The 23,678-nt window shown below is 65.7% G+C and carries 25 protein-coding genes; 5 read left to right on the plus strand and 20 right to left on the minus strand.

All coding sequences use genetic code 11. The annotated features are described in order from the left end of the window. Positions 1-71: 71 nt before the first annotated feature. Positions 72-857, minus strand: coding sequence for an isoprenyl transferase (locus TZ00_RS02490; RefSeq protein WP_044438972.1), 786 nt, complete (start codon positions 855-857; stop codon positions 72-74). Positions 858-927: 70 nt separating this feature from the next. Here TZ00_RS02490 and trhA point away from each other — a divergent pair, with 70 nt between their 5' ends. Further along, positions 928-1,629, plus strand: coding sequence for a PAQR family membrane homeostasis protein TrhA (gene trhA / locus TZ00_RS02495; protein WP_044438974.1), 702 nt, complete (start codon positions 928-930; stop codon positions 1,627-1,629). A gap of 17 nt (positions 1,630-1,646) precedes the next feature. Here trhA and TZ00_RS02500 read toward each other — a convergent pair whose 3' ends face one another. The 3 genes from TZ00_RS02500 to TZ00_RS02510 are packed head-to-tail and all read right to left on the minus strand — an operon-like array spanning position 1,647 to position 4,977. Continuing rightward, entirely contained in the window at positions 1,647-2,777 is a 1,131-nt protein-coding gene (locus tag TZ00_RS02500) for a Gfo/Idh/MocA family protein (RefSeq protein ID WP_044438976.1), read from the minus strand. Continuing rightward, positions 2,774-3,601 (minus strand): sugar phosphate isomerase/epimerase family protein, encoded by an 828-nt coding sequence (locus tag TZ00_RS02505; protein ID WP_044438978.1) that lies wholly within the window; start codon positions 3,599-3,601, stop codon positions 2,774-2,776. The genes TZ00_RS02500 and TZ00_RS02505 overlap by 4 nt, the downstream gene beginning before the upstream one ends. A 41-nt stretch (positions 3,602-3,642) precedes the next feature. Next, positions 3,643-4,977 carry an MFS transporter gene (locus tag TZ00_RS02510; protein WP_084605859.1) on the minus strand — a complete coding sequence of 445 codons (1,335 nt, stop codon included), beginning with the start codon at positions 4,975-4,977 and terminating at the stop codon, positions 3,643-3,645. Positions 4,978-5,127: 150 nt separating this feature from the next. Here TZ00_RS02510 and TZ00_RS02515 point away from each other — a divergent pair, with 150 nt between their 5' ends. Then, positions 5,128-5,697 (plus strand): TetR/AcrR family transcriptional regulator, encoded by a 570-nt coding sequence (locus TZ00_RS02515; protein WP_044438980.1) that lies wholly within the window; start codon positions 5,128-5,130, stop codon positions 5,695-5,697. Here TZ00_RS02515 and TZ00_RS02520 read toward each other — a convergent pair. Both TZ00_RS02520 and mca read right to left on the minus strand, forming a co-directional pair. Beyond that, positions 5,694-5,948 carry a hypothetical protein gene (locus TZ00_RS02520; RefSeq protein WP_078714928.1) on the minus strand — a complete coding sequence of 85 codons (255 nt, stop codon included), beginning with the start codon at positions 5,946-5,948 and terminating at the stop codon, positions 5,694-5,696. The two genes, TZ00_RS02515 and TZ00_RS02520, sit on opposite strands and share 4 nt — an antisense overlap. Then, complete coding sequence (gene mca, locus TZ00_RS02525; protein ID WP_174436056.1) at positions 5,935-6,810, minus strand: mycothiol conjugate amidase Mca; 876 nt, start codon at positions 6,808-6,810, stop codon at positions 5,935-5,937. The genes TZ00_RS02520 and mca overlap by 14 nt, the downstream gene beginning before the upstream one ends. An 87-nt stretch (positions 6,811-6,897) precedes the next feature. Here mca and TZ00_RS02530 point away from each other — a divergent pair, with 87 nt between their 5' ends. Continuing rightward, positions 6,898-7,296, plus strand: coding sequence for a DUF4307 domain-containing protein (locus TZ00_RS02530; protein WP_052521212.1), 399 nt, complete (start codon positions 6,898-6,900; stop codon positions 7,294-7,296). A gap of 56 nt (positions 7,297-7,352) precedes the next feature. Then, complete coding sequence (greA, locus tag TZ00_RS02535) at positions 7,353-7,844, plus strand: transcription elongation factor GreA (protein ID WP_044438983.1); 492 nt, start codon at positions 7,353-7,355, stop codon at positions 7,842-7,844. On the opposite strand, the gene ilvA is transcribed toward greA, so the two are convergent. From ilvA to TZ00_RS02565, 6 genes are read right to left on the minus strand one after another with little or no spacing between them, the layout of a single operon-like run. Next, positions 7,845-9,101, minus strand: a complete 1,257-nt coding sequence (ilvA, locus tag TZ00_RS02540) for a threonine ammonia-lyase (protein WP_044438984.1) — start codon at positions 9,099-9,101, stop codon at positions 7,845-7,847. Then, entirely contained in the window at positions 9,098-10,201 is a 1,104-nt protein-coding gene (locus tag TZ00_RS02545) for an AI-2E family transporter (RefSeq protein WP_044438985.1), read from the minus strand. The genes ilvA and TZ00_RS02545 overlap by 4 nt, the downstream gene beginning before the upstream one ends. Before the next feature lie 37 nt (positions 10,202-10,238). Further along, a complete protein-coding gene (locus TZ00_RS02550; RefSeq protein ID WP_044438986.1) occupies positions 10,239-11,297 on the minus strand; it encodes an ABC transporter ATP-binding protein in 1,059 nt (352 codons plus the stop codon). Then, complete coding sequence (locus tag TZ00_RS02555) at positions 11,294-12,100, minus strand: ABC transporter permease (RefSeq protein WP_044439347.1); 807 nt, start codon at positions 12,098-12,100, stop codon at positions 11,294-11,296. Before TZ00_RS02555 ends, TZ00_RS02550 begins: the two co-directional genes overlap by 4 nt. Next, positions 12,097-12,972, minus strand: coding sequence for an ABC transporter permease (locus TZ00_RS02560; protein WP_044438987.1), 876 nt, complete (start codon positions 12,970-12,972; stop codon positions 12,097-12,099). The genes TZ00_RS02555 and TZ00_RS02560 overlap by 4 nt, the downstream gene beginning before the upstream one ends. After that, a complete protein-coding gene (locus TZ00_RS02565) occupies positions 12,972-14,111 on the minus strand; it encodes an ABC transporter substrate-binding protein (protein WP_044438988.1) in 1,140 nt (379 codons plus the stop codon). Before TZ00_RS02565 ends, TZ00_RS02560 begins: the two co-directional genes overlap by 1 nt. 155 nt (positions 14,112-14,266) lie before the next feature. On the opposite strand from TZ00_RS02565, the gene TZ00_RS02570 reads away from it, so the two are divergent. Beyond that, complete coding sequence (locus tag TZ00_RS02570; protein WP_044439348.1) at positions 14,267-15,457, plus strand: winged helix-turn-helix domain-containing protein; 1,191 nt, start codon at positions 14,267-14,269, stop codon at positions 15,455-15,457. Here the strand turns inward: TZ00_RS02570 and TZ00_RS02575 are convergent. From TZ00_RS02575 to TZ00_RS19570, 8 genes are all read right to left on the minus strand, one after another. Further along, the gene (locus TZ00_RS02575; RefSeq protein ID WP_044438989.1) at positions 15,454-16,350 is read right to left on the minus strand and encodes a M48 family metallopeptidase; all 897 of its coding nucleotides are present in this window, start codon (positions 16,348-16,350) and stop codon (positions 15,454-15,456) included. The genes TZ00_RS02570 and TZ00_RS02575 overlap by 4 nt on opposite strands. Positions 16,351-16,368: 18 nt before the next feature. Then, positions 16,369-16,935 carry a LemA family protein gene (locus TZ00_RS02580; protein WP_044438990.1) on the minus strand — a complete coding sequence of 189 codons (567 nt, stop codon included), beginning with the start codon at positions 16,933-16,935 and terminating at the stop codon, positions 16,369-16,371. 61 nt (positions 16,936-16,996) lie between these two features. Beyond that, a complete protein-coding gene (locus TZ00_RS02585; protein ID WP_044438991.1) occupies positions 16,997-17,707 on the minus strand; it encodes an esterase/lipase family protein in 711 nt (236 codons plus the stop codon). Between the two features lie 18 nt (positions 17,708-17,725). Beyond that, entirely contained in the window at positions 17,726-19,168 is a 1,443-nt protein-coding gene (locus tag TZ00_RS02590) for a glycoside hydrolase family 1 protein (RefSeq protein WP_044438992.1), read from the minus strand. Then, positions 19,165-20,499, minus strand: coding sequence for a D-arabinono-1,4-lactone oxidase (locus TZ00_RS02595; RefSeq protein ID WP_044438993.1), 1,335 nt, complete (start codon positions 20,497-20,499; stop codon positions 19,165-19,167). The genes TZ00_RS02590 and TZ00_RS02595 overlap by 4 nt, the downstream gene beginning before the upstream one ends. Next, positions 20,496-21,728: an alanine racemase gene (locus TZ00_RS02600; RefSeq protein ID WP_044438994.1), complete on the minus strand. Its 1,233-nt coding sequence runs from the start codon at positions 21,726-21,728 to the stop codon at positions 20,496-20,498. Before TZ00_RS02600 ends, TZ00_RS02595 begins: the two co-directional genes overlap by 4 nt. Before the next feature lie 3 nt (positions 21,729-21,731). Continuing rightward, positions 21,732-22,997, minus strand: coding sequence for an MFS transporter (locus TZ00_RS02605; RefSeq protein ID WP_044438995.1), 1,266 nt, complete (start codon positions 22,995-22,997; stop codon positions 21,732-21,734). Further along, positions 22,994-23,581 (minus strand): TetR/AcrR family transcriptional regulator, encoded by a 588-nt coding sequence (locus TZ00_RS19570; RefSeq protein WP_052521213.1) that lies wholly within the window; start codon positions 23,579-23,581, stop codon positions 22,994-22,996. Before TZ00_RS19570 ends, TZ00_RS02605 begins: the two co-directional genes overlap by 4 nt. Positions 23,582-23,678: the final 97 nt, after the last annotated feature.

Consider the following 23,678-nt stretch of genomic DNA (forward strand, 5'->3'; position numbering starts at 1 on the left):
TTCAAGTGGTGACGACACGCCCCGTGTTCGGTTACGTTCATGTAAACGAGCGGGGTCGGGATGCGTCGGGCTCAGCCGCCGAAACGACGGTGCCGACGCGAGTAGTCGCGGAGGGCGCGCAGAAAGTCGACCTCGCGGATGTCCGGGCCCAGCGCCTCCATAAAGTAGAACTCGCTGTGCGCGCTCTGCCACAGCATGAAGTCGCTGAGTCGCTGCTCGCCCGAGGTGCGGATGACCAGATCGGGATCGCGCTGGCCACCCGTGTAGAGGTGCTCGGCAATCAGCTCCTGATCGATGCTCTCGGCCAAGTCTTCGAGCGTGTGGCCCTGCTCCTGGTGCGCGCGGATGATGCTGCGCACGGCATCCGCAATCTCTGTGCGACCGCCGTAGCCTACGGCCAGGTTGACGTGCAGACCCGTGTGGCCTGCCGTTCGCTCTTCAGCCTCATCGAGGGCGGTGACCAGCGTCGGGGGCAGGCCGACGTCGCTGCCAACGTGCTTGATGCGCCAGTCGCGGAAGTGAGAGAGGGCGCCGGCCAGCTCGGCGATGATCTCGACGAGCTCGTCGAGCTCGTCTTTGTTGCGGCTCGTGAGATTGTCGGTCGACAGCAGGTAGAGCGTGACGACCTGGATGCCGAGATCGTCGCACCAGACAAGAAACTCGCGCATCTTCGCCGCGCCCGCCCTGTGCCCGTGCGCGGCCGTGCCGAGAAGACGCTGCTTGGCCCAACGCCGGTTGCCGTCGATGATCATCGCGACATGGTGAGGAAGCGCGTCGACCTCGAGCTCTCGACGCAGGCGCTTCTGGTAGAGGCCGTAGAGGAAGCCGCTTCCCCGTGGGGTCTCTTCGATGGACACACGGATACGCTACCCGTCTTCTACGAAAAACTCCCAGCGACGCGAAACACCTGACGCGTACGCTGGGGCAATGCCCGCGGCCGACATCCCCAACATTCCTCTGCTCGACGACGAGCTCGAGCACAACACCGAGGTCAAACCCACCTGGCGCGGCTGGATCCATGCGGGCACGTTCCCTCTGGCCATCGTCCTGGGCATAGTGCTTATCTGCCTCGCCGACGGCGCGGCGGCGAAAGCAGCCAGCGCGGTCTTTATGGCGACCTCGCTGCTGCTGTTCGGCAACTCGGCGCTGTATCACCGCTTCAACTGGAAGCCCCGCATGAAGCGGTTGCTCAAGCGCATCGACCACGCCAACATCTTCCTGCTGATCGCAGGCACGTACACGCCGATCGCGGTTATCGCCCTGCCTCCTGAGAAGGGCATTCTCCTGCTCTGCCTGGTGTGGGCTGGCGCGCTGTTCGGAATCGGATTCCGTGTCTTCTGGATCGACGCGCCGCGCTGGCTCTACGTGCTGCTCTACCTCGTCTTGAGCTGGGCCGCCGTGATGTACCTGGGCGACCTTCTCGCGACGAGCGCTGCGACCATGATTCTCGTCTTGGTGGGCGGCCTCTGCTACACGGTCGGCGCCGTCGTCTACGCGCTCAAGCGACCTAACCCGTTCCCTGGCCGCTTCGGCTTCCACGAGATTTTCCACGCGCTCACACTGGTGGCGTTCCTCTGCCACTGGACGGCGATCCTCCTCATCGTTCTGAAGCCCGCCTACGGGGGCTGACCGCGACTCAACCAGCCCTACAAGGTGCGGGCGAAGGGGTCGAAGTCGACTGGTACCGGCGGAACCGGCGCAGCGAGTGAGCTGCCGATCGCGACGAACTCTCCACTCGCCACCGACTCCTGAGCGGAGAGCATAACGTCGAGCACGTGGTAGCCGAGCTCCCCGGTGGCGACGTGCGGGCGGCCCTCGGAGATCGCACGCACCATGTCGAGCAGGCCGAGACCCCGCCCGACGACGGTGCCTTTCTGCTCCAGCTCGGTCCATTCCTGCTCGCCCCAGTCACCATCGGCGAGAGATGTCCGGGCCGTGAGGTAGGCGATGCGGCCTTCGAACTGATTGGGGTCGGGGACGATGAGCGAACCTTCCGACCCGTGCACCTCGAAGACGCCGTGTCGTTCGAGTGCCGAATCGAAGCTCAGGAGGCTCGCGGCCTGCTGGCCCGCTGCGAACGACGTGAGCAGCTGCAGGGATGTCGGCACTTCGACCGGGAAAGTCTTTCCCGCGTCGGGGCCCGCGTGGATGACGCGCCGTTCGGCCTTCTTGCGACCGAGCGCTGCGACGCGGTCGACCGGGCCGAAGAGGCTCACGAGACCGCTGATGTAGTACGGCCCCATGTCGAGCAGCGGGCCGGCGCCCTCGGCGAAGAGGAACTCCGGGCTCGGGTGCCAGAGATCTGGACCGATGGTCTGGAACGTGGTCGTCGCGAACATCGGCTCCCCGATGAGGCCCTCCTGGATGGCGCGCTTCGCCGTCTGGAATCCCGGTCCCAGGATGGTGTCCGGCGCCGAACCCACACGAAGGCCCCGCGCCGCCGCGTCTGTCAGCAGCTGCGCGGCACCGACCCGGTCGAGGCCGAGGGGCTTCTCGCTCCACACATGCTTGCCGGCAGCGATCGCGGCGGAGGAGACCTCAATGTGCGCAGCGGGGATCGTCAGGTTTACAACCACCTGCACATCCGCGTGGCCGAGCACGTCCGCGGCGGACCCCCATGCGGGTACACCGTGTTTCTCTGCCTGACTCTTCGCCCGCTCCTCGATGAGGTCGCCGACGATGACGACGGTCACGTCGGGAAAAGAGCGGAGGTTCTCGAGATACGTGTCGCTGATGACACCCGCACCGATGACACCGACTCCGACGGGCCCGCTCATGCGGCGTACCCGCCCTTGATGAGGAAGTCGTAGCTCGCCTGGATGTCGGCGAAGACGTCTCCCGGGGCGTTGTCGTATTCGATGACGGCGTACTTGATGGCGCCCTCACCGGCCGCGAGCGACTCGACGAGGGGAACCTGGCCGTCGCCCGGACGACGCTGGTCCAGCGTCTCCGAACCGAACGGGGCGGCACCCGGCGCGAAGGGGTTCTCGGCCGGCGCGATGCCGTCCTTCACGTGAACCGCTACGAGGCGGGAGCCGAGCCTCGAGACGAGCGTCGGCCCGTCCTGGCCGCCCGTCAGTGCCCAGAAGAGGTCCAGTTCGATCAGTACGCGCTCGTCTGTCGCCGCGACGAACCGCTCGAACGCGGTCTGACCATCGAAGGACGCGAAGAACTCCTGCGCGTGGTTGTGATATCCGACCGAGAGGCCGAAGGATGCCGCGACTTCGGCGGACGCGTTCAGCCGGTCGGCGATGTCCGCGACGCCATCCTCGGTGAGCCAACGGTCCGCGGCGACGAACGGGTCGATGACCGTCGTCATTCCGAGTGTGGCAGCGGCCTCGAACACAACCTCCGGCGCGGGAGTGGGGATGGATCCATCGGGAGTCCACAGCGTGTCGGAGAGCAGAGGAGCGTGTCCGGTTGGAGCGGACAGGCCGCTCGCGTCGAGGGCGGACCGGATCTCGGCGGGGCGACGAACGAAATCGAACGCCTCCACGTGCGTGAGACCGATGGCGGCGAGCTTATCCAGCGATCCGCTCGGGTCCTCCGTGAATTCCTTGGCCAGCGTGTAGAGCTGGATGGATGCGGCGGGGAGGGTCATGCGTAATTCACCTTTCGATCGTTGTATTGCAAGGCCACGGTCTATCTGACCTTCTTGATGGGGAAAATGACGAGTGCTCCAACGATCGCAGCTATCGCGCAGACCGAGAACCAGAGCGCGTAGTTATTACCGGTCGGATCACTGACGTAGACAAGGATTCCGCCGACGAGGGGCGCGAGCGTCTGAGGGAGGGCGTTGGCGATGTTGAACACCCCGAGGTCTTTGCCCGAGTTCTCGGGGTTGGGCAGCACATCCACGACGAGGGCGAGGTCGACACCCACGTAGATGCCGAAGGCGAGGCCCAGCAGCGCCTCGAGCACATAGAAGCCACTCACGTCTTGCACGAAGATCAGCGCGAACGTGCCGATCGCGAACAGGGCGGTCGAGCTCCACACGAACACCTTTCGGCACCCCAGACGGTCGGAGAGCCATCCGGCGAAGTAGCTCGCGGCCACGAGCGCGATCGTATATATAAGCACGCTCGTCGAGATGACGCCGAGGACGTCGCCCTCCGGCACCCCGATGTGGTTGAGGAGGTAGAAGAAGCGGAAGGTCGTGAATCCGAAGGCCGCGAAGGTGATCAGGAACCGTGACCACCAGGCGAGCGCGAAGTCGGGATTCTTGCGCGGACTCACCCAGAACGTCTCGGCCCAGTTGCGGAGGGTGGCCCGCGGCGGGGCGACGGGCAGGCGACGGTCCGGCAGCACAACCACAAAGATGACCATAACGATGATCGCCACGACGGCTGGCGCCACGAACATGATGACCAACTGGCCGACGAAGGCTTGCGCGACGTAGGTTCCGCCCAGGACGCCGACGTTCTGAGCGATGCCGAGCGCTGCCGTGATTTTGCCCCGCTGGAACTTCGGCACCTGATCCGCGATCGTCGCGATGAACGGCGCGAGGGCCATGTTCGCGCCGAGCTGCGCGAGCGACCATCCGATGGTGGCGTAGAGCAGGTTCGGCGCGACAGCCATGATCAGGAAGGCAACGGTCATGATCACGGTGCCCGTGACAATCCAGATCCGACGGCGGCCCAAGCGACTCGTTGTGCGGTCGGAGAGGCGCCCGAAGACGACGTTCGCGATGGTCGCGAAGAGCGCACCGAAGCCGCCAAGCACGGCGACCGCGCCGTTGGCCCCGTTCTCGGCGATCACCCCGGCATCCACGAGCGACTGGATCTTGAGGCCGATTCCCACGATCGCGGGCCCGAGAAGCGCGATGAAGAAGACCAGCTGCGCCACGAGCAGCCACGCGATATAGCCCGGTTTCGCGGGTTCGGTCGGTGCGGGGAAGGCCTGATCGCCTCGGATGGCGGCTGTCGCCGTCGTCATTCCGGACGGCATTCCTGCCGCGGATCCACTTGATGTCGTCACGTGCCGGTTCCTCTCGTCGTTGAGTGCGGACGTACAAGACTCGCGGTCCGAAATTGAAAACCGTTCACTGTACGGCATCCAGTATGCGGCTCGCCCCGTCGGCCCGCAAGAGTCAACTTCGTGCGTGACGTTGTGGCCTAGCATCGACATATGGCTGAGCGGGGGGCATACGCGAAGGGCGTCGTTCGGCGAGAGGAGATCCTCGCGGCGGCACTCGATGTGTTCTCACGGGAGGGCTATCGCGGTACCTCTCTGCGAGACATCGCGAAGCAAGTGGGGGTGAGTCTTCCCGGGCTGATGCACTACTTCGATTCGAAGGAGCACTTGCTCACCGCAATCCTGCAGAAGCGCGACCAGGTGGACGCGGAGGCGCACCCAGCCGACGGCGACTTCCTCGACGGGCTCCTCGTGATCATGCGCCACAACCGTGACGTGCCTGGGCTCGTGCAGCTCTACATCACACTCGCGGCGGCCGCCGAAGACCCCTCACACCCCGCGCACGCATTTTTCATCGAACGCTTCGCGTTCCTCCGCCTGACGCTCGCCGAAGTCATCCGAGACCGGCAGTCAGCCGGGATGGCTCGGGCGGACCTCGACCCGGAACACGTCGCCCGCATCCTCATCGCCGTCGCCGACGGCATCCAGATTCAGTGGGCGCTCGACCGCTCGGTAGACATGGCCGGCGACATAGAACGCCTGTGGGACGCCATCTCCTCCTAGATGCCGCCCGCCGGGCCGTCGGCGTCCCTGGCCTCTTGCTCGAGCTGCTGCCGAACCTGCTCTCGGTAGTTGACGCGGCGCACCCGGCGCACCATGTCGATCACAAGCAGGATCACGACCGCGGCTACTCCGAACGTGGCGATGAAACCGACGAATCCGGGAGTCACCGTGTCTGGATCGAACTGCGGCTGATCGTCTGCACGCAACAGACCGGTGGTCAGCACCGTGGCGATCAGGTCAAAGCTGTACATCGTCGTCCTCGATTCCGGCGAACAGGTCGGCCTCGGGCATGGTCGTCTCGACCTTCGACGAGATCAGCTGATAGTCCTCGAAAGGCCATGCCTTGCGTTGAAGTTCATTGGGCCAGAAGAAGAACTGGCTGTCGGGCGACACCTGACTGGCGTGCGCCCGAAGAGCGTTGTCACGCACGTCGAAGAAGGCACCGGCCGGCACCTGCGTCGTCGCGAGGAACGGGCTCTCCTTCATCCACGAGCGCATCTCTGTCATGGATGTGATGAGCGGACTCTCGGGGTCGGTCGCCACGATCTCGTCATAGACCGCCTTCATGCGCTGATAGCTGAAGATACGGTCGTAGTAGAGCTTGGAGACGCTCCACGGCTCACCCGCGTCGGGGTATGCCGTGGCATCGGATGCCGCCTCGAGAGCACGCACCGAGATCTCGTGGGTGCGAATGTGGTCGGGGTGGGGGTAGCCGCCGTTCTCGTCGTAGGTCAGAAGTACCTGCGGCTTGAACTCGCGGATGAGGCGCACAAGCGGTTCGGCCGAGATCTCGACCGGAATCGCCGCGAAGGCGTTCGTGGGAAGCGGTTCGCCCTCGTCGGGCAGGCCGGAGTCGGCGTAACCCAGCCAGCGGTGCTCGAAGCCCACGACCTTCTGGGCCGCTGCCATCTCGTAGCGCCGAAGACCCGCCATGTCACGCTCTGCGTGACGGTGTTCCGCCAGCGACTCATTGAGGATGCTGCCACGCTCTCCCCCGGTGCAACTCACCACCATGACCTCGACTCCGCGGTCGAGGTAGTAGGCGTAGGTTGCGGCGCCTTTGCTCGATTCGTCGTCGGGGTGCGCGTGCACGGCCATCAGGCGCAGCGTCATCGGTCTCTTCTCCTCAGCATTGCCGATTAGCCTAGACATCTAAGCCAACACCTAAGACTAATCGCTGCTTCGAGAGGCACCCATTCCGTGACGCGTGAAGACCTTGCCATCCGCTACGGGCGAACGCGCGCCAACAGTCGACGTACGCGCGTGATCGCGCTCATCACCGCGGCCGTCTTCGCCGTCGTCCTCGTGGGCTGGGTCGTCTGGGCCGGCCTCGACAACTCCGGCGCCGAGCTCGAGGCGAAGGACACGGGCCACACGGTCATCGACGAGCACACGGTCTCGATCGATTTTCTGCTCACCGTTCCCAAGGGATCCACCTCGAGCTGCGCACTGCAGGCGCAGAACGCGAAGTTCGCCATCGTGGGCTGGAAGGTCATCGACATCCCCGCCTCAGACGAGGCGACGCGGGGCATCACAGAGACCGTTCGCACCACAGAGCAGTCGGTAACAGGTTTGATTTACCGCTGCTGGCTCACCTAGGCTCTTCTTCGATGCCCGGGAGCTTTCCCGGGCCATATTTGTACGAGGGAGTTCCCATGGCAGACGAAGCAGCCCAGGTCACGTGGCTGACCCAGGAGGCCTACGACCGCCTCACGAATGAGCTCGAGGAGCTCAGTGGGTTCGGCCGCACCGACATCGCGAAGAAGATCGAGATGGCTCGCGAAGAGGGCGATCTCAAGGAGAACGGCGGGTACCACGCCGCGAAAGAAGAGCAGGGCAAGATGGAGGCTCGCATTCGCCAGCTGACCCTGCTGCTGCGCACCGCCGAGGTCGGCGAGATCCCCGAGAGCCACGGCGTCGTCGAGGGCGGCACCGTGATCACGGCACTCGTCGCAGGAGACGAGACGGTCTTCCTTCTCGGCAACCGTGAGATCGCGGGCGACAACGACCTCGACGTGTGGAGCGAATCGAGCCCGCTGGGTCAGGCCATCATCGGGCTCAAGGTCGGAGACAAGACCTCGTTCGTCGGCCCGACCGGTCGCAACATCGACGTCGAGATCGTCAAGGTCGAGACCTACCGCGCCTGATCAGTCGTCGCTGATGCGCGGGTCGAAGCCCGCATCGTGCAGCATGTCCAGCACCTGCTGGCGATGCTCCGGCCCGCGCGTCTCCACGCTCAGTTCGAGTTCGACCTCGCTGATCTGCAGCCCTTTGCCGTGGCGGGTGTGCAGAACCTCGAGCACGTTGGCATTCGCCTCCGCGAGCAGTTCGGAGATGCGCGCCAGCTGACCAGGGCGGTCGGGAAGCATGATGCGCATCTTGAGGTATCGGTCGGATGCGGCGAGACCGTAGTTGATGAGCTTCAGCATCAGAAGCGGGTCGATATTACCGCCCGAGAGGATGACAACCGTCGGACCCGTCGCGACGATCTGTCCAGACAGGATCGCAGCAACACCGACGGCGCCGGCGGGCTCGACGACCTGTTTGGCACGCTCGAGAAGCACCAGGAGCCCCTTGGCCATATCGGCCTCGGAGACGGTGACCACCTCATCGACGAGTTCCTTGACGATCGCAAAATTGAGGATGCCGGGCTTGGCCACGGTGATGCCGTCGGCCATCGTGGGCGACGTGACGATCTGAGTGGGTTCACCCGCAGCCAGTGACGGCGGGTACGCGGCCGCGTTCGCCGCCTGCACGCCGATAACCCGGATGGTGCGTCCCTCCAGCTCAGCTCGGCGCTTGAGAGCCGAGGCCACGCCCGAGATCAGTCCGCCGCCGCCGATCGGCACGATCACGGTCTCGAGGTCGGGAACTTGATCGAGGATCTCGAGACCCAGAGTCGACTGGCCGAGAACGACGTCGGGGTGATCGAAGGGCGGAATGAAGACCGCGCCCGTCTTCTCGGAGAACTCGGCCGCAGCCCGCAGCGCCTCCTCGACGCTGTGTCCGCGGAGCACGACGTCGGCCCCGTACTGCTTGGTGGCCTGCAGCTTCGGCAGCGGAACGCCGAGGGGCATAAAGATAGTGGCCGCGATGCCGAGTTCACGCGCCGCGAAGGCGACGCCTTGGGCGTGATTGCCTGCGGACGCTGCAACGACTCCGCGGGCTTGCTCCTCGTCCGTCAGCCGCGAGAGCCTGTTGTAGGCGCCACGAATCTTGTAAGAGCCGGTGCGTTGGAGGTTTTCGCACTTCAGAAAGACGGGAGCGCCCAGCTCGGTACTGAGAAAGCGCGACGTCTCCATGGGAGTGGGGTCGACGATGCGCGAGACCCGCTCGCGGGCATCCATCATGTCTTCGAGCGATGGGACCGCGGTGAGCACGGGCTGCGTCAGAGAATCAGTCATTCGAGAACGGTGTCTTTCGATGTCGGGAGAGGGAGTTGTCGCCAGTCGCCCCGGGCGATGTAGCCGATCATGACGTTGAGCACGGCGACGATGGGAACAGCGAACAGGGCGCCGGGAATACCGGCTACAACCGATCCGCCCGCCACGGCGAGCACAACGGCCAGCGGATGCACCTTCACGGCCGTTCCCATGACGAGAGGCTGTAGAACGTGGCCTTCGACCTGCTGAACAAGTAGAACGATGCCGAGCATGATGAGGGCTACGACCCAGCCGTTGTAGACGAGGGCGATGAACACGGCGAGCGCTCCGGTCGCGACGGCACCGATCACCGGAATGAACGATCCGAGGAAGACCAGCACGGCGATAGGGATGGCGAGTGGCAGTTGAAGGATCGCCGCCCCGGCCCCGATGCCGATGGCGTCGATCGTCGCGACGAGGATCTGCACCTTGATGAAGTTCTGCAGCGTCAGCCATCCGGCCTTGCCTGCCCCATCGAGAGCCGTGCGGGCTCGGCGCGGGAAGATCCGCACGATCCACGCCCAGATGCCCTTGCCGTCGATCAGGATGAAGAGGGTCGAGAACAGGGTCAGCAGCACGCCGGCGAACAGCTCTGTGACCGTCGAACCGACCGATACCGCTCCGGAGAGAAGGGCCGACGAGTCGGCCTGCAAGAACGACAGCGCCTGGTTGAGGTAGGCGGAGAGATCGCTGTCAGACACGTTGAACGGCGGCTGGGTGAGCCAGTCGCGCAGGTCGTGCGCGCTGGCTATCGTCTGGTCGCGCAGATCGCCGAATCCAGCCCGTACCTGAGCCACGACCAGATAGATGAGCGCCGCGACGATGATCAGGGTGCCGAGCTCGGCCACCGCGATGGCGAGCCACTTCGGCCACTTGTGCCTGACGAGCCAGTTCTTCAGCGGAACCAGGAGGGCCGATAACAGCGTCGCGACCAGAAGGGGAATGACGAGAAGCCTGAGGTACGACACGAGGAAGAAGAACACCCCGAGAGCACCGGCGATGGCCAGCAAGCGCCACGACCACGCCCCCGCTATGCGAAGTCCCGGAGGCACCGCTGCGGCATTCACGTCAGGCTCAGACATGTCCTCATTCTAGGCGCGCAGACCTGAGGAGAATTCGTTATGACGCGTCGACAGCCTTCACCGCCACAGGCGCCCCCGTGAGCGAGAGGAAGAGCCGGTCGCCGACGGCCGCTGGGGCCGTCGCTCCATGCTGAATGCGCACGAGCGCACCAGATGCCAGGCGAACCGTTGTGCGACGGAAGCTGCCGAGGAAACTGCTCGAAACCACCTCGGCGGAGATGCCTTCCGACGAGAAGACCACGTCTTCCGGCCGCACATACGCGGAGACGTTCCCGAGAGGCGCTGCCTCGTCGATGAGTGGCAGAGAGACGCCCTCCACCGTGACGAATCCGGGCGTCTCGATCACTCCGTCGAGCCGGTTGCTGAGTCCGACGAACTCGGCCACGAACGACGTTCTCGCCCGCGTATACAGCTCCTCGGGAGCACCGATCTGCTCGATGGTTCCCGCCCGCATAACGGCGACGCGGTCGGCCACCGCGAGGGCCTCCTCCTGGTCGTGCGTCACGAACAGCGTGGTGATTCCGAGATCGATCTGGATGCGCCGGATCTCGTCGCGAAGCTGCACCCGAACGCGGGCGTCGAGCGCCGATAGCGGCTCGTCGAGCAGCAGAACGCGGGGCTCGGTGACGAGCGCCCTGGCGAGAGCCACCCGCTGCTGTTGCCCACCGGAGAGCTGATGCGCGTAGCGCTCGGCGTGCACGCCGAGGCCGACCATGTCGAGGGCGGCCAGCGCACGCGTGCGCCGCTCGTCTTTCGGAACTTTGCGCATCCGGAGCCCGAATTCGACGTTCGAGCGCACCGTGAGATGCGGGAACAACGAGTACGACTGGAACACCATGCCGATGTCACGCTTGTTGGCAGGCAGGCCCGAGACGTCGGCGCCGTCGATGGTGATGCTGCCGCTCGTCGCGTCCTCAAGACCGGCGAGTACGCGCAGGGCGGTGGTCTTGCCGCAGCCGCTCGGGCCGAGGAGCGCCACGAACTCGCCGGGCCGAAGTGTGAGATCGACGCCGTCGAGGGCACGGTGTCCTGGAAATTCCTTGACGACGGAACGGAACTCGACCGTTGCTGAGGCGGATCGGGTGGCGATACTCATGAGGATGCTCCGGTCAGGGATCGTTTAATACGGGGCGCGCCGATCCGGCCGATCGCGAGCAGCAGGAGGAACGCGAAGATCAGGGCCAGGAGTGCGAAGATCACCGCGACGAAGGGGTCGGACTTCGACACGATGACGAGCGCGGTCTGCAGGTTCACCCGGTTGAGAAGCGCCGCGATGGTGTACTCACCGAGCACGACGGCCACCGAGATGAATGACGCCGAGAGGATGCCGTGGCGCAGGTTGGGCAGCAGCACCCGCACGAGCACGGTCAGCCATCCGGCCCCGAGGGAACGCGCGGCCTCGCTGAGGGTGATCACGTCGATCGCAGCGAGGTTGGCCTGGATGGCGCGGTACGCGTAGGGAAGAACGATGACTCCGTAGGCGAATGATAGGGTCCACACCCCGCTGCCGAACATCTTCGCCACGACCGAGTACACGGGGGCGAGCCCCACGACGAGCACGATGGCCGGGATGGTGATCGGCAGGAGGCAGAGGAACTCCATGGCCCGGCGCAGATACGGGAAGCGAAGCTGCACGAGGATCATCGTCGGCACGAGAATGACGAGCATCACCGCGACAGTGACGGTAGCCAGCACCACGGAGTTGCCCAGCGCGGTCAGCACGCCCTTGTACTCCCCCGTCAGCCCCCCGGAGAAAACGGCGATCCACCGGCTGAAGTCGTAGCCGCCCTCGAGGCCGCGGCGCAGAGTGAACTCCCCCATGGCCACGATGGGCACGAGAAATACCAGCCCCACTGTGCCGAGGATCAGCCAGCGTGTGAGCGGCCTGGGTTCGATCATCGCTGCCACTTCGCTGAACGCTTCATGAGCAGCGAGTAGAGCGTCATCACGACGACCATCACCACGATCATTCCGAGGGCGAGTGCGCCTGCAAGGTTCTCGCGGCCCAGCACGGTCTCGCTCGTGAGTGCAGAGCGGATCTGCAGGGGAACGATCTGCGAGCCCTGGCTGGTGAGCGCGGCCGCCGTCGCGAACGACGAGAACGCGTTGGCGAACAGCAGCAGCAGGCAGCCGAGAAACGAGGGGGTGAGCACGGGGATGCCGATGCGCCACCAATACGTCGCCCGAGACCCGCCGAGGCTGGCGTTGGCCTCGGCCCATTGCGGCTTGAGGCCCTCGAGGGCAGGCAGGAATGTGATGATCATCAGCGGAACCTGAAAGTAGATGTAGGGAAGGACGAGCCCCGGCAGCTCATAGAGCCACACACCGTTGGCGAAGATGTTGATACCGAGCGAATCGCGCAGATAGACGGTGACCATACCCTGGATGCCGATGGTCGCGACGAACGCGAACGCCAGCATCACGCCGCCGAATTGGGCTAGCACGCCGCTCGCGGAGTCGACGACGGAGCGCAGAAGACCGGTGGGGTTCGTGCCGATCAACGCGTAGCAGCAGGCCGCCCCGACGACCGATCCGATGACCGCGGTGAGGGCCGAGAGCCCGATCGAGTTGCCGAAGGTGCTGAGAATCACGGGGTCGGCAAGCGCCTCGATGTTGGTCAGTGAGAACGATCCCGTGCCGTCGAGGAATCCGGTGAAGAGCGCAATCGCGGTCGGCAGGCCGAGGAAGAGAAGAATGTACGCCGCGAAGGGAACGAGGCCGAAAAAACTCGGCACGGTGAAGGCCGCCCGTCGCGACGTACTCCCATTCATTACTGGACGGCCGCGGCCCAGTTGCTGCCGAGCAGCGCAGCGGCAGCCTCGGACTCCTTGGCGGAGGGCACGACGGTCTTGTCCGGAGCCTCCGGCAGGGCGTCGAACAGCTTCTTGTCGATCGTTCCGGCCGATTCCATCGCGTCGGCGCGAACCGGGCGTGCGCCGCCGGCGAGCCAGAGGTTCTGGGCTTCATCGCTGTAGAGGAACTCCTGCCACAGGCGGGCGGCGGCAGGGTGCGGAGCGTCGGCGCTGATCGCCTGGTTGTAGTAGCCGGCGTAGCCGTCACCCGGAAGAACGACGACCTCCCACTTGCGCTGTCCATCGAGCTTCTTGCCGTAGCCGACGTTCAGGTAGTCCCAGTCGAAGACGACGGGCGTCTCACCCGAGGCGATCGTGGCGGGGGTCGGATCGATCTTCACGAAGTTGCCGGCCTTGTTCAGCTTGGAGAAGAAGTCGATCCCCGGCTGAAAGTCGGCGGTGGAGCCGCCGCTCTGAACGGATGCCATGCCAACGGCGGCGAAGGCTGCCCCGGCCTGCGTCGGGTCGCCGTTGATCGCGACCTTGCCCTTGTAGGCGTCGCCGAGCAGATCGTCGAGGCTCTTCGGTGCCGGAACGGCGTCGGGGTCGTAGCCGATCGCCATGTATCCGCCGTAGTCGCCGACCCAGAGGCCCGACTGCTCCTTGAGCGCATCCGGAATGTCGGCCCAGGTGGCAACCTGGTACGGGGCGAACTTCTTCGTGTTGGCCAGCGCGACAGCGGCGCCCACGTCGAAGACATCGGGGGCGGTGTCTTGTCCCTTGAGGTTGTCGGCCGCCTGAATCTCCTCGGCGCTCGACGCGTCGGGCGACGCCTCGGTGATCGTGATCTCGGGGTACTTCGCGGTGAACGCGTCGAGCACTGCGCCATAGTTTGCCCAGTCGCGCGGAAGCGCGATCACGTTGAGGGCGCCCTCCGCCTTCGCGGCCTTCTCCAGTCCCGCGAGGTCGCCGAATGCCGAGACGCTGGTAGCGGTGGCCGCGTCGACTCCGCCGTCTGCTGAAGCGTCGGTCGACGACGTGCTCGCGCAGGAGCTGAGCGTGAGGGTGAGCGCGATCGCTGCGGCGATGCCGGCGATGGCTGTGCGGGTGGAAAGCAAGAGTCCTCCAGGTGAATCGGGCGGGCGCCGGACGGGGCTGTGGTTCCGACGTGCCGACGCTACGGGGGCCGTACGACCTGGACGCGACAGCCCGGTATCGCCCAGGTGAACGGCGCGTGTCTCGATGTCGGAGGTGCGTGGGTACGCTCGAGAACATGGCTCAATCCCTGTCTCCCGCTCTCGCCCGTCGCGTAGCACTGGCCGCGCAGGGCTTCGGGCGCCCTCCGACAGACGTCGTTCCCGGCGTGAGGCAATTCGGTGCGCTGATAGACAGACTCGGTCTACTGCAGATCGATTCGGTCAACGTCTTCGAGCGCAGCCACTACCTTCCCGTCTTCGCCCGGCTCGGCAGCTACGACAAGGCGCAGCTCGACCGCGTCACCTACTCACCCCGCATCACCGAGTACTGGGCGCATGAGGCGTCGTTCATTCCCGTCGACACTCTGCCGCTTCTGCGCTGGCGGCAGCAGCAGTATCGCGAGCGCGCCGAGGCCGACTCCGACTCGTGGTTCACCGCGAACAGGCCTATGACCGAATGGCTGCTCGCCGAGCTGGCCGCCAAGGGCCCGATGCGTGCGAGCGAGATCGAGCACGAATCGAATACCCGCAGCGGATCGTGGTGGGGGTGGTCAGACGTCAAGCGCGGGCTCGAGACTCTGTTCCGCTGGGGCGACGTGGTGAGCGCGGGGCGCACCCGCTTCGAGCGTGTGTATGCCCTGCCCGAGCAGGTGCTTCCCTCCTCCGTTCGCGAGCTGCACGTTCCTCGCGACGAGGCCATGCGTCGTCTCGTGTCCATCTCTGCTCGTGCACACGGGGTGGGCACGGCCGACGACATCGCCGACTACTTCCGTCTGAAAGCTGTCGACGCCGTTCCCGCCATCCGTCAGCTCGAAGAGGCGGGCGAACTTCTGCCCGTCACCATCGACGGATGGGCGAAGTCGGCCTGGCTGCACCGCGACGCGCGACTCCCCCGGCGCATGAACGCCACCGCCATTCTCTCGCCCTTCGACCCCGTCGTCTGGGCGCGATCCCGAGCACTTCGTCTCTTCGACTTTCACTACCGAATCGAGATCTACACGCCCAAGCCGAAGCGGGTGTTCGGCTACTACGTGCTTCCGGTGCTCGTCGACGACCAAGTCGTGGGCAGGGTCGACCTCAAGAACGATCGCCAGGCCGGTGTGCTTAGAGTGCGGGCCGCCTGGGCAGAGGAGAGTGCGCCCGACGAGACGGCCGCCCGACTGGCGCCCGTGCTTCGGCAGACAATGCAGTGGCAGGGCCTCGACTCCATCGAGGTATCGGCGAATGGCAATCTGGCCGCGGCACTCGCCTCAGAGGTCGCGAGTTAGAACTCGCCGCCGATCTTCTCCAGTCGCGCGACGCGGTCGACGATAGGCGGGTGCGTGCTGAAGAGGCGGGTGAGCATACCCGGCTTCAGGGGGTCGGCGATCCACATGTGCGACATCGACGATGACTGCCTCTGCATGGGTCGCCCATAGGCCGCGAGCTTCTCGAGGGCGCTGGCCAGCGCGTCCGGATGCCGCGTCGTCAAGGCGCCCGTGGCGTCGGCGAGGTACTCGCGCTGGCGCGACACCGCCGCCTGCACGAGCCCGGCCACGAGCGGTGCGATGAGCATGGCGACGAGGCCAAGAATAAGCACGACCGGATTTCCGCCGCCTCCGCCATTGCTGTTGTTGTTGCTGCGGCCTCCGCCGAAGAAGGCGAAGCGCAGGAACATGTCGGCGATGAAACCCACGGCCACGACGAGTCCGAAGACGATCATCGAGACCCTGATGTCGTAGTTGCGCACGTGCCCGAGCTCGTGGGCCATGACGCCCTCGAGCTCGGCATCGGTCATGATGTCGAGCAGGCCTGTGGTGGCGGCGACGCTGGCATGCTGCGGATCACGTCCGGTGGCGAAGGCGTTCGGCGCAGGATCGTTCACGATGTAGACGGCCGGCATGGGTGTGCCCGTGGTGATCGACAGGTTCTCGACGATGCGCCACAGCCTCGGATTGTCGGCCTTCTCGATCTGCACCGCGCCGCTCGACATGATCGCCTGCCCGCTGGCGAAGAAGTACTGGAAGACCGCGTAGGCGATGGCGACGACCACGGTGACGATCACGATCGTCGTGTTGGTGTAGATCACGCTGGCCAGATATCCCAGACCGCCGATGATCCCCAAAAAGATGATGATGATGAAGACGGTATTGCGTTTGTTCTTGGCTATCGCCCGATACATTCAGCCCTCGCCCCGGGGCTAGAACTGCACGCGCGGCGGCTCTGCGATGGCCGCGAGGTCGGCCACCTCGAAGAAGTCGCGCTCAGTGAAACCGAGTCTCTTGGCAAAGATGTTGTTGGGGAACACGCGGATCTTCGTGTTGAGCTCGCGTACCCCGCCGTTGTAGAAGCGGCGCGACGCCTGCACCTTGTCTTCGGTGTCGACGAGCTCGGCCTGCAATTGCAAGAAGTTCTGGCTGGCCTGCAGCTGGGGGTAGGCCTCGGCCACGGCGAAAATGCTTTTCAGAGCGGTCTGCATGTGGTTCTCGGCAACCGACGCGTCGACCGGCCCCTGCGCCTGCAGGGTTTCTGCACGCGCGGCGGTGACCGCCTCGAAGACGCCCTTCTCGTGCGCCGCGTATCCCTTCACACTCTCGATGAGGTTGGGGATCAGGTCGGCGCGGCGCTTCAGCTGCACCGTGATGTCACTCCATGCCTCGTCGACGCGCACCTTCAGCGTCACGAGAGAGTTGTACGTGGCCCACAGGTAGATGCCGATGATGGCTGCGAGGACAACGACGACGATTACCGGGATAAGCCATTCCATAGCGTTTACTATAAGCCAGCGCTCAGCAGACCTCGTTCTCTGTGGAGCAAGCTCCCAGAGATCACGGCTGCACGGGCGGGAAGGCCGACACCGCGCGCAGCGCCTCAGCGATCACCAGAGGCTCGGCGAGCACCCGGAAGTGGCCGCTCAGCGGCAGCGCGATGTTGGTCGCGCCGGCGAGTTCGCTGCCGCTCGGGATGTGGGTGTCGTAGTAGGGGTAGATCGAGACGATGCGCTCGTTGATCACTTTCTCGGCCGCGAGCACGGCGATGCTGCCCTGCCCGGGAGCGAACTCCCGCAGAGGTTTCGTGAGCGGCAGCCTCGAGAGGGTCGAGCCCTGGAAGGGCGATGCGATCGCCACGACGCCGGCGACCCGCCCATCCGGATCGTCGAACGCGAGCACATGCTTGCCGATCAATCCACCCTTGCTGTGGGCCACGATCACCACGTCGGCGAGGTTGCGCTCACGCAGCACGGCGCCGGCCAGCCGCGCGGCCTCGGGAATCGGGATGCTGTTGCGCTGCAACTGGGGAACGATGAAGCACGGGTGCCCGTGCTCGTTCAGCGCCTGCGCCACAGGAAGCAGATACTCCCATTTCTCGTAGACTCCGGGGATCAGAAGAACCGGACGCTCCGTGCCTTCTTCAAGGGGAACGGGATCGGGCCGCGACCGCGCGCTCCTGCGTTCCGCCTGCAGCGCATAGGCGTAGTCGCCAATCCACACTCCGGCGCGATCGCGAAGCGACCGGGGTGTTCGAATGCGGGGCGCCATGCCCGCCATCCTAGGCGTCTAGCGTCTGCGGTCCCCCGCGAGCGCCTGCATCCAGCGGAACGAATCCTTCGGCGTACGCTCCTGTGTGGCGAAGTCGACATGCACGAGCCCGAACCGTTGACTGTACCCCGCGGCCCACTCGAAGTTGTCGAGCAGAGTCCAGACGAAGTAGCCCCGCAGATCGACCGATTCCGCGACACCTCCAGGCGCGGTCGCTGTGAGGGCCGCCTCCAGATGGCGGGCCAGGTAGTCGATGCGCCTCGGGTCTGCGACGACCCGCTCGCCGCTGCGCTCATCGAGCACGAGCGACTCAGGAAAGCTCGCTCCCCCTTCGGTGATGAAGACGGGAGGGAGCGCAGCGCCGTATCTCTGGGCCAGCTCGGCGAGAGTCGTCTCGAGAAACTCCGGCGCCACGGGCCATCCGAAGCCCGTGGTCGCGAACTCGGGCCAGGGTGCGAGATGGAAGGGCAGCGACGCCATCGCCTCCGAATCTCCGTCGGGAGACACGGCTCGGCCTGCTCCCGCGGCAATGCGTGTGGGGAAGTAGTAGTTGAGTCCATAGAAGTCGATGGGCTGAGAGATGAGGGCCAGATCGCGCGAATCGACCTCGATCAGGGGCTTCAGCACCGAGGCGAAGTCGTCGAGCGGCTCGGGGTAATGCCCCAGCAGCACTGGGTCGGCGAAGATGCGATTGTGCAGCACGTCGAACAGCCAGGCGAAGGCGGTGTCCTCGTCAGACGAGGTGGCCGGTGTTGTGGGTGTGTGAACGTTCGTGATGCCGACGCCGCCTCTGACGTCCGCTCCTCGAAGCCCCTCCAGCGCGTAGGCATGACCGAGCAGAAGGTTATGGGCGACAGGGAGCGCGTCGAACAGCAGCGTCTCCCCCGGCGCGTGGATTCCCAGGGCGTATCCGTTGAGCATCACCGTGGCCGGCTCGTTGACCGTGACCCAGCGATCGACGCGGTCTCCGAAGCGCTCGCCCAGCAGAAAGGCGAGCTCGCCCAGCCGTCGCGCCGTGTCGCGCGAGCGCCAGCCGCCGGGCAGTTCGAGTGGTGTGTCCCAGTGGAACAGGGTCGCCATCGGGCTGATCCCATCGGCGAGCAGCCTGTCGAGGAGCTGGTCGTAGAAGGCGATGCCTCGTTCGTTCAGGCGACCCGAGCCGCCCGGCTGCACCCGGGGCCACGAGATCGAGAAGCGGTAGGCATCCGCCCCCAGGTCGCGCACCAGGTCGAGGTCGTCGCCCAGCCGATGGATGTGATCGGCCGCGACATCCGCGGTCGCCCCGCCGCGTATGCGGCCGGGCTGGTGCGTAAAGACGTCCCAGGTCGACGCTCCGCGCCCACCCTCCCGAGTGGCGCCCTCGATCTGGAATGCACTCGTCGCGACGCCCAGCGCGAAGTCTGTGGGCAGTTGGGCGGCGAGTGTCTCGGCGCTGGGGAAGCGGGTTGCCCTGCTCGTCATTCTCCGAGTACTCGATTCAGATAGGGGTTCGCGAAGACACGCTGGGGATCGAGTCGATCACGCACAGCGAGGAAGTCATCGAAGCGCGGGTACATCGCGCGCAGATCGTCTGACTGCCTCGTATGCATCTTGCCCCAGTGCGGGCGCCCTTCGTAGCCGAGCATGATCCGCTCGACCGCCTCGAAGTACTCGGTAGGGTCTTCGCGGTAGTAGCGATGCACGGCGATATAGCCGCTGTCTCTGCCGTGCGCCGTCGACATCCACAGATCGTCGCCTCGGGCGAAGCGAACCTCGATCGGAAACGAGATGCGCCAGCCACGGTCGTCGATGAGCTTCATGACATCGCGAAGCGCATCGGGTACCGCCTCTGCGGGGATCGCATATTCCATCTCACGGAAGCGCACGGTGCGCCTCGTGGCGAAGACCCGATGCGAGCGGTCGGTGAACTCGCGGTTGCCCATCAGACGTTCTGCCATTCCGTTGACACGCGGAATGATGGTGGGCACGGCCACGGCTGCCGCGCAGGTCGCCCGGTAGACGCCGTTGGTCAGAGCCACATCTTCGAGCCAGTGCGCCATGGGCTTCAGAGGTTGCAATCGTGACGACGCCGGCAGCCGAGTATTCGCCTTGGAGACCGCCGTGCGTGTGTGTGGAAACCAGTAGAACTCGAAGTGGTCGCTCGATCGCACCCTGTCGGCGAGCGAGCCCTCAGAACCCGGATCGGCGTCGAGCAGACCGTCCAGCGGAATCGGACGCTCGCGGGCGTGCAGAGCAAAGCAGTCGACGCATTGCAGGGTGACCTCGACGAGGATGCCGAGGGCGCCGAGCCCCAGGGCGACTGCGGGCAGCAACTCGGCGTTCTCGGTGTCGGAGATACGCAGCAGGCTGCCGTCACCCGTGACGATGACGGCTCCCCGCACCTGCCCCGCGATGCCGGTGAATTCGGCGCCCGTTCCGTGCGTGCCAGTCGAAATCGCGCCGCTGATGCTCTGCCGGTCGATGTCGCCGAGATTCGGCATGGCGAGGCCGAGCGGTTCGATGAGAGCCGGAATGTCGAACAGGCGGGTGCCGGCCGCGAGCGTCACCCGCTTGCGGTCGGCGTCGACCCCGATCAGGCCGGTCAGCGCCGTGAGATCGAGCTGCACACCGGGAGCCACCGCGATGCCGGTGAAGCTGTGGCCCGCTCCCACCGCTTTGATGCTCAGGCCCGAGCGCGCCGCAGCGATGACCGCGCGCTGCACAGCGCCCGCGCTCGTCGGACGTTCGACGCGCTGCGGGCGAACCGCCTCGGTTCGCCCCCAGTTTCGCCAGACGGCACCGCTCGCGGTCACAGGAAGGACTTCCCTTCGCCCCGGTAGCTCGGAACCATGGCGACCACCTCGTCGCCCGAGACGATCGCCACCTCGGCGACGTGTTCGGCGAGTTCCCCCGACTTCGTATGCCGCAGCCACGCCCGGTCGCCGATGCGCAGATCGGCCGCGAGCGCACCCGAGACAGGAGACTGCACCTCTCCGGCCATCTCCCGGGCCTGCAACTCGAGACCCTCGGGCCAGACGATCTCCGGCGTGCGGTCTTTCTGCGGGGGGCCGGATGCGATCCAGCCGCCGCCGAGAAACGTCGCCATACCAGGCGTCGGCTTGCGCACGACAGACAGGGCGAAGGCCGCCGCCGGCGCCGGTCGGAACCGCGAGTATGTGTCGAAGAGGTGACCGCCCAGGAGACCTGAGCCCGCGGCGATCTCTGTTACCGATGCATCCGCCGATGTGCTCTCGAGAGAGCCGGTGCCGCCGCCGTTCACGAACTCGAGCGAAGCTATGCGTTCAACAGCGTCGACGATGGCGCCCCGCCTGTCGGTGAGCTCGGCCACCGATTGCTTCTGCATCCAGTCGAGCACGACCGCTCGCGCGGGATTGCCTTTCGGCCGGTTTCCGACGCCGGCGATCTGGGCCTCGTAGCCCATGATGCCCACGAGCGTGAAGCCGCGACGCCTGGCCACTGCCTCGGCGATGCGCCGTGCCTGTGCGACCTCCCGCACAGGCGATCGCCAGACACCGACATGGCCGAGAGCCTTCGTGACGTACGACATGTCGATCTCGAGGCAGAGCCGCAGGTTCTCGCGTGTGCCGGGAGGAGCGACCTCGTCGATGAAGTCGAGGTGGTCGAGGCTGTCGATCATCAGCGTGACTCGAGCGGCCAGTTCCGGGCTCGAGGCCAGTTCACGAATCGCCGTGACATCGACGCTCGGGTAGCCCACCACGACGTCATCGACAGTCTCGGCCAGCCAGAGCGCCTCGGGCAGCGTATAGGCGAGGATGCCCGCGTAGCCGTCGAGGGCGAGAACGGCGTCGACGAGAGACCGGATGCGCACCGACTTGGATGCGACGCGGATCGTCTTGCCGGCGGCTCGGTCGGTCATGTCGAAGGCGTTGTGGGCGAACGCCTCGAGGCTGACCGCGGCGAGCGGCGTTTCGAGGTGCGCCGTGGCCGCGTCGATGCGGGGCCACCACGACGAGGGCGTGCGCCACGGTTCGGCGCTGGATCGCTGAAGAGGGGGAATCATTGTTTACCTCACGGATCTGATTCGAGCGACGGCCAGTGCACCGCCGAAGGCGAAGAGGGCAGAGAGAATGAACAGGCCTTGGAAGCCGCCGAGCCAGGCGACCACCGCCGCACCGAGCAGAGGCGCCATCGCCTGGGGCACGGCGGTGGCGATGTTCATGATGCCGAGGTCTTTGCCGCGGGTGGCAGGGTCAGGAAGAACCTGAGTGGCGAGCGCCTGATCGACGCTGAGGAAGCATCCGTAGCCCGCGCCCAGCAGGCCGGCCGCCACCATGGCGACCGAGAGCTCGGGCACGAACGCGAGAAGGAGCGCCGCGACGGCCTGGAGTGACGATGACACGAACACGAAGATGCGGCGCCTGCCGAGCCTGTCGCTGAGCGCCCCAGCCCCGAGCGACGAGAGCACGACGAAGACCATGTAGATCAGGGTCAAGACGATGAGATCGTCTTCGGCGTTGTCGTCGCCGAGCCCGTACATCAGGAAGTAGAGCAGGAGGGTCGTGCCGAGCGCGTTGCCCGTGTTCACGAGCACGCGCCCGAGCAGCGTCCACCCGAAGTCGGGATAGCGGCGTGGGCTGATCCACAGTTCGTCGAGCAGCCGACCGCGAGGGATGCGCCGGGCCGCCTCACGGGTCAACACCTCGTCGCGCCCGAAGATGAGGAACGGCGCGACCAGCACGACGAGCAGCACTGCCATCGCCGCGTATCCCCCGAACTGCCCGGTGAAGAGGGTGAGCACGAGGACCAGGCCGAGAATGGTGCCGATTGCCTGCGGGGCCGAGATCCACCCGGAAACGAACCCTCGCTGGCCGACCGGCACACTGTCGGAGATCGTCGCCGTGAGCGCCGCGGTGAGAATGCAGAACCCGATGATCGACAGGGTCCAGAAAACTCCGATTCCCACAAAGCCCTCCTGCAGACCAAGAAGCAGCAGCGAGACGGCGAACAGCAGCGCGCCGCCGGCGATCCAGGGACGCCGTCGACCAAAGCGCGAGGTCGTGCGGTCGGAGAGGAGTCCGGTGACCGGAAAGGTGATCAACGCCGCAACGCCCGCGATTCCGGAGATGACACCGAACGCCACGACGTTATCGACCCACGATGCGGCGCCGAGGCGTTGTTCGATCTGCACGGGCAGGAGAAGCTGAACCGGGGTGAGCTGCGCCATCCAGACGCCGAGCCAGGCTGCGGCGAACAAGGCGATCCAGCCACCCCCGACTCGGCGCACCGGCTCCGAGAACACGCCCGCGGCAGCGGCATCCGTCGTACTCATGCGGCCACCGCCAGGCCGACGACCGAGTCGGCCGCGAAATCGAGCGCGCGAGCGGCTGCCTCGTCGTCGCGCGTCACGAGCCACGACATCGTGACCCCGTCTGTGACCACCACGAGGATGCGGGCGATCTCGTCGACAGGCATCGTCCAGGTCATGTTCCAGCGCTCCGCCGCGGTGGCAAGGGCCTCTTGGGCGAGCTCGTGGTAACGCTCGTACTGTTTCGAGGCGACGACCTCGAGCGAAGGGGTGCGCAAGGCGTACTGGGTAAGCTCGAGCATGGCTTTCTCCCTTTGTGGGTCGGAGCGCAGGTGCTGTAGATACCGTTCGAGGCCGAGTCGCACGGTGTCGCGGAACGTCTCCCCCGGAGTGAGGGGCGGAAGCATGGCATGCCGCTCGGCCTCGATGACGACACTCACCAGTTCGGCCATCAGCTCGTCGCGCGTACTGAATGCGTAATGGAAGCTCGCGAGGGCCATGCCCGCCTCCTGGCAGATCGCTCGAACGCTCGCCGCCCCGACCCCACGGGCGGCGACCACACGAAAGGCCGCGGCGACAAGCTCGACACGACGTTCCTGTGCCGACATCCTGGCCATGTTCCGCCCCCTCGCCAAGTGGGTCGATCGTCCCACTCGTGCCCAGTATGGCGCGGAGAGCGTTTCAGGCGTGTGAATTTTTTGGCTT

The organism is Agreia bicolorata, assembly GCF_000938265.1.
In the GTDB taxonomy this organism is placed as follows: Bacteria; Actinomycetota; Actinomycetes; order Actinomycetales; family Microbacteriaceae; genus Agreia; species Agreia bicolorata.

Coding starts and splice junctions, on each gene's coding strand:
- TZ00_RS02515 (WP_044438980.1), top strand. CDS start 5,128: ATGGCTGAGCGGGGGGCATACGCGAAGGGCGTCGTTCGGCGAGAGGAG.
- TZ00_RS02560 (WP_044438987.1), bottom strand. CDS start 12,972: ATGAATGGGAGTACGTCGCGACGGGCGGCCTTCACCGTGCCGAGTTTT.
- TZ00_RS02580 (WP_044438990.1), bottom strand. CDS start 16,935: ATGGAATGGCTTATCCCGGTAATCGTCGTCGTTGTCCTCGCAGCCATC.
- TZ00_RS02545 (WP_044438985.1), bottom strand. CDS start 10,201: ATGTCTGAGCCTGACGTGAATGCCGCAGCGGTGCCTCCGGGACTTCGC.
- TZ00_RS02575 (WP_044438989.1), bottom strand. CDS start 16,350: ATGTATCGGGCGATAGCCAAGAACAAACGCAATACCGTCTTCATCATC.
- greA (WP_044438983.1), top strand. CDS start 7,353: ATGGCAGACGAAGCAGCCCAGGTCACGTGGCTGACCCAGGAGGCCTAC.
- TZ00_RS02555 (WP_044439347.1), bottom strand. CDS start 12,100: ATGATCGAACCCAGGCCGCTCACACGCTGGCTGATCCTCGGCACAGTG.
- TZ00_RS02570 (WP_044439348.1), top strand. CDS start 14,267: ATGGCTCAATCCCTGTCTCCCGCTCTCGCCCGTCGCGTAGCACTGGCC.
- TZ00_RS19570 (WP_052521213.1), bottom strand. CDS start 23,581: ATGTCGGCACAGGAACGTCGTGTCGAGCTTGTCGCCGCGGCCTTTCGT.
- TZ00_RS02520 (WP_078714928.1), bottom strand. CDS start 5,948: ATGTACAGCTTTGACCTGATCGCCACGGTGCTGACCACCGGTCTGTTG.
- TZ00_RS02600 (WP_044438994.1), bottom strand. CDS start 21,728: ATGATTCCCCCTCTTCAGCGATCCAGCGCCGAACCGTGGCGCACGCCC.
- TZ00_RS02505 (WP_044438978.1), bottom strand. CDS start 3,601: ATGACCCTCCCCGCCGCATCCATCCAGCTCTACACGCTGGCCAAGGAA.
- TZ00_RS02585 (WP_044438991.1), bottom strand. CDS start 17,707: ATGGCGCCCCGCATTCGAACACCCCGGTCGCTTCGCGATCGCGCCGGA.
- trhA (WP_044438974.1), top strand. CDS start 928: ATGCCCGCGGCCGACATCCCCAACATTCCTCTGCTCGACGACGAGCTC.
- TZ00_RS02500 (WP_044438976.1), bottom strand. CDS start 2,777: ATGAGCGGGCCCGTCGGAGTCGGTGTCATCGGTGCGGGTGTCATCAGC.
- mca (WP_174436056.1), bottom strand. CDS start 6,810: ATGACGCTGCGCCTGATGGCCGTGCACGCGCACCCCGACGACGAATCG.
- ilvA (WP_044438984.1), bottom strand. CDS start 9,101: ATGACTGATTCTCTGACGCAGCCCGTGCTCACCGCGGTCCCATCGCTC.
- TZ00_RS02605 (WP_044438995.1), bottom strand. CDS start 22,997: ATGAGTACGACGGATGCCGCTGCCGCGGGCGTGTTCTCGGAGCCGGTG.
- TZ00_RS02590 (WP_044438992.1), bottom strand. CDS start 19,168: ATGACGAGCAGGGCAACCCGCTTCCCCAGCGCCGAGACACTCGCCGCC.
- TZ00_RS02550 (WP_044438986.1), bottom strand. CDS start 11,297: ATGAGTATCGCCACCCGATCCGCCTCAGCAACGGTCGAGTTCCGTTCC.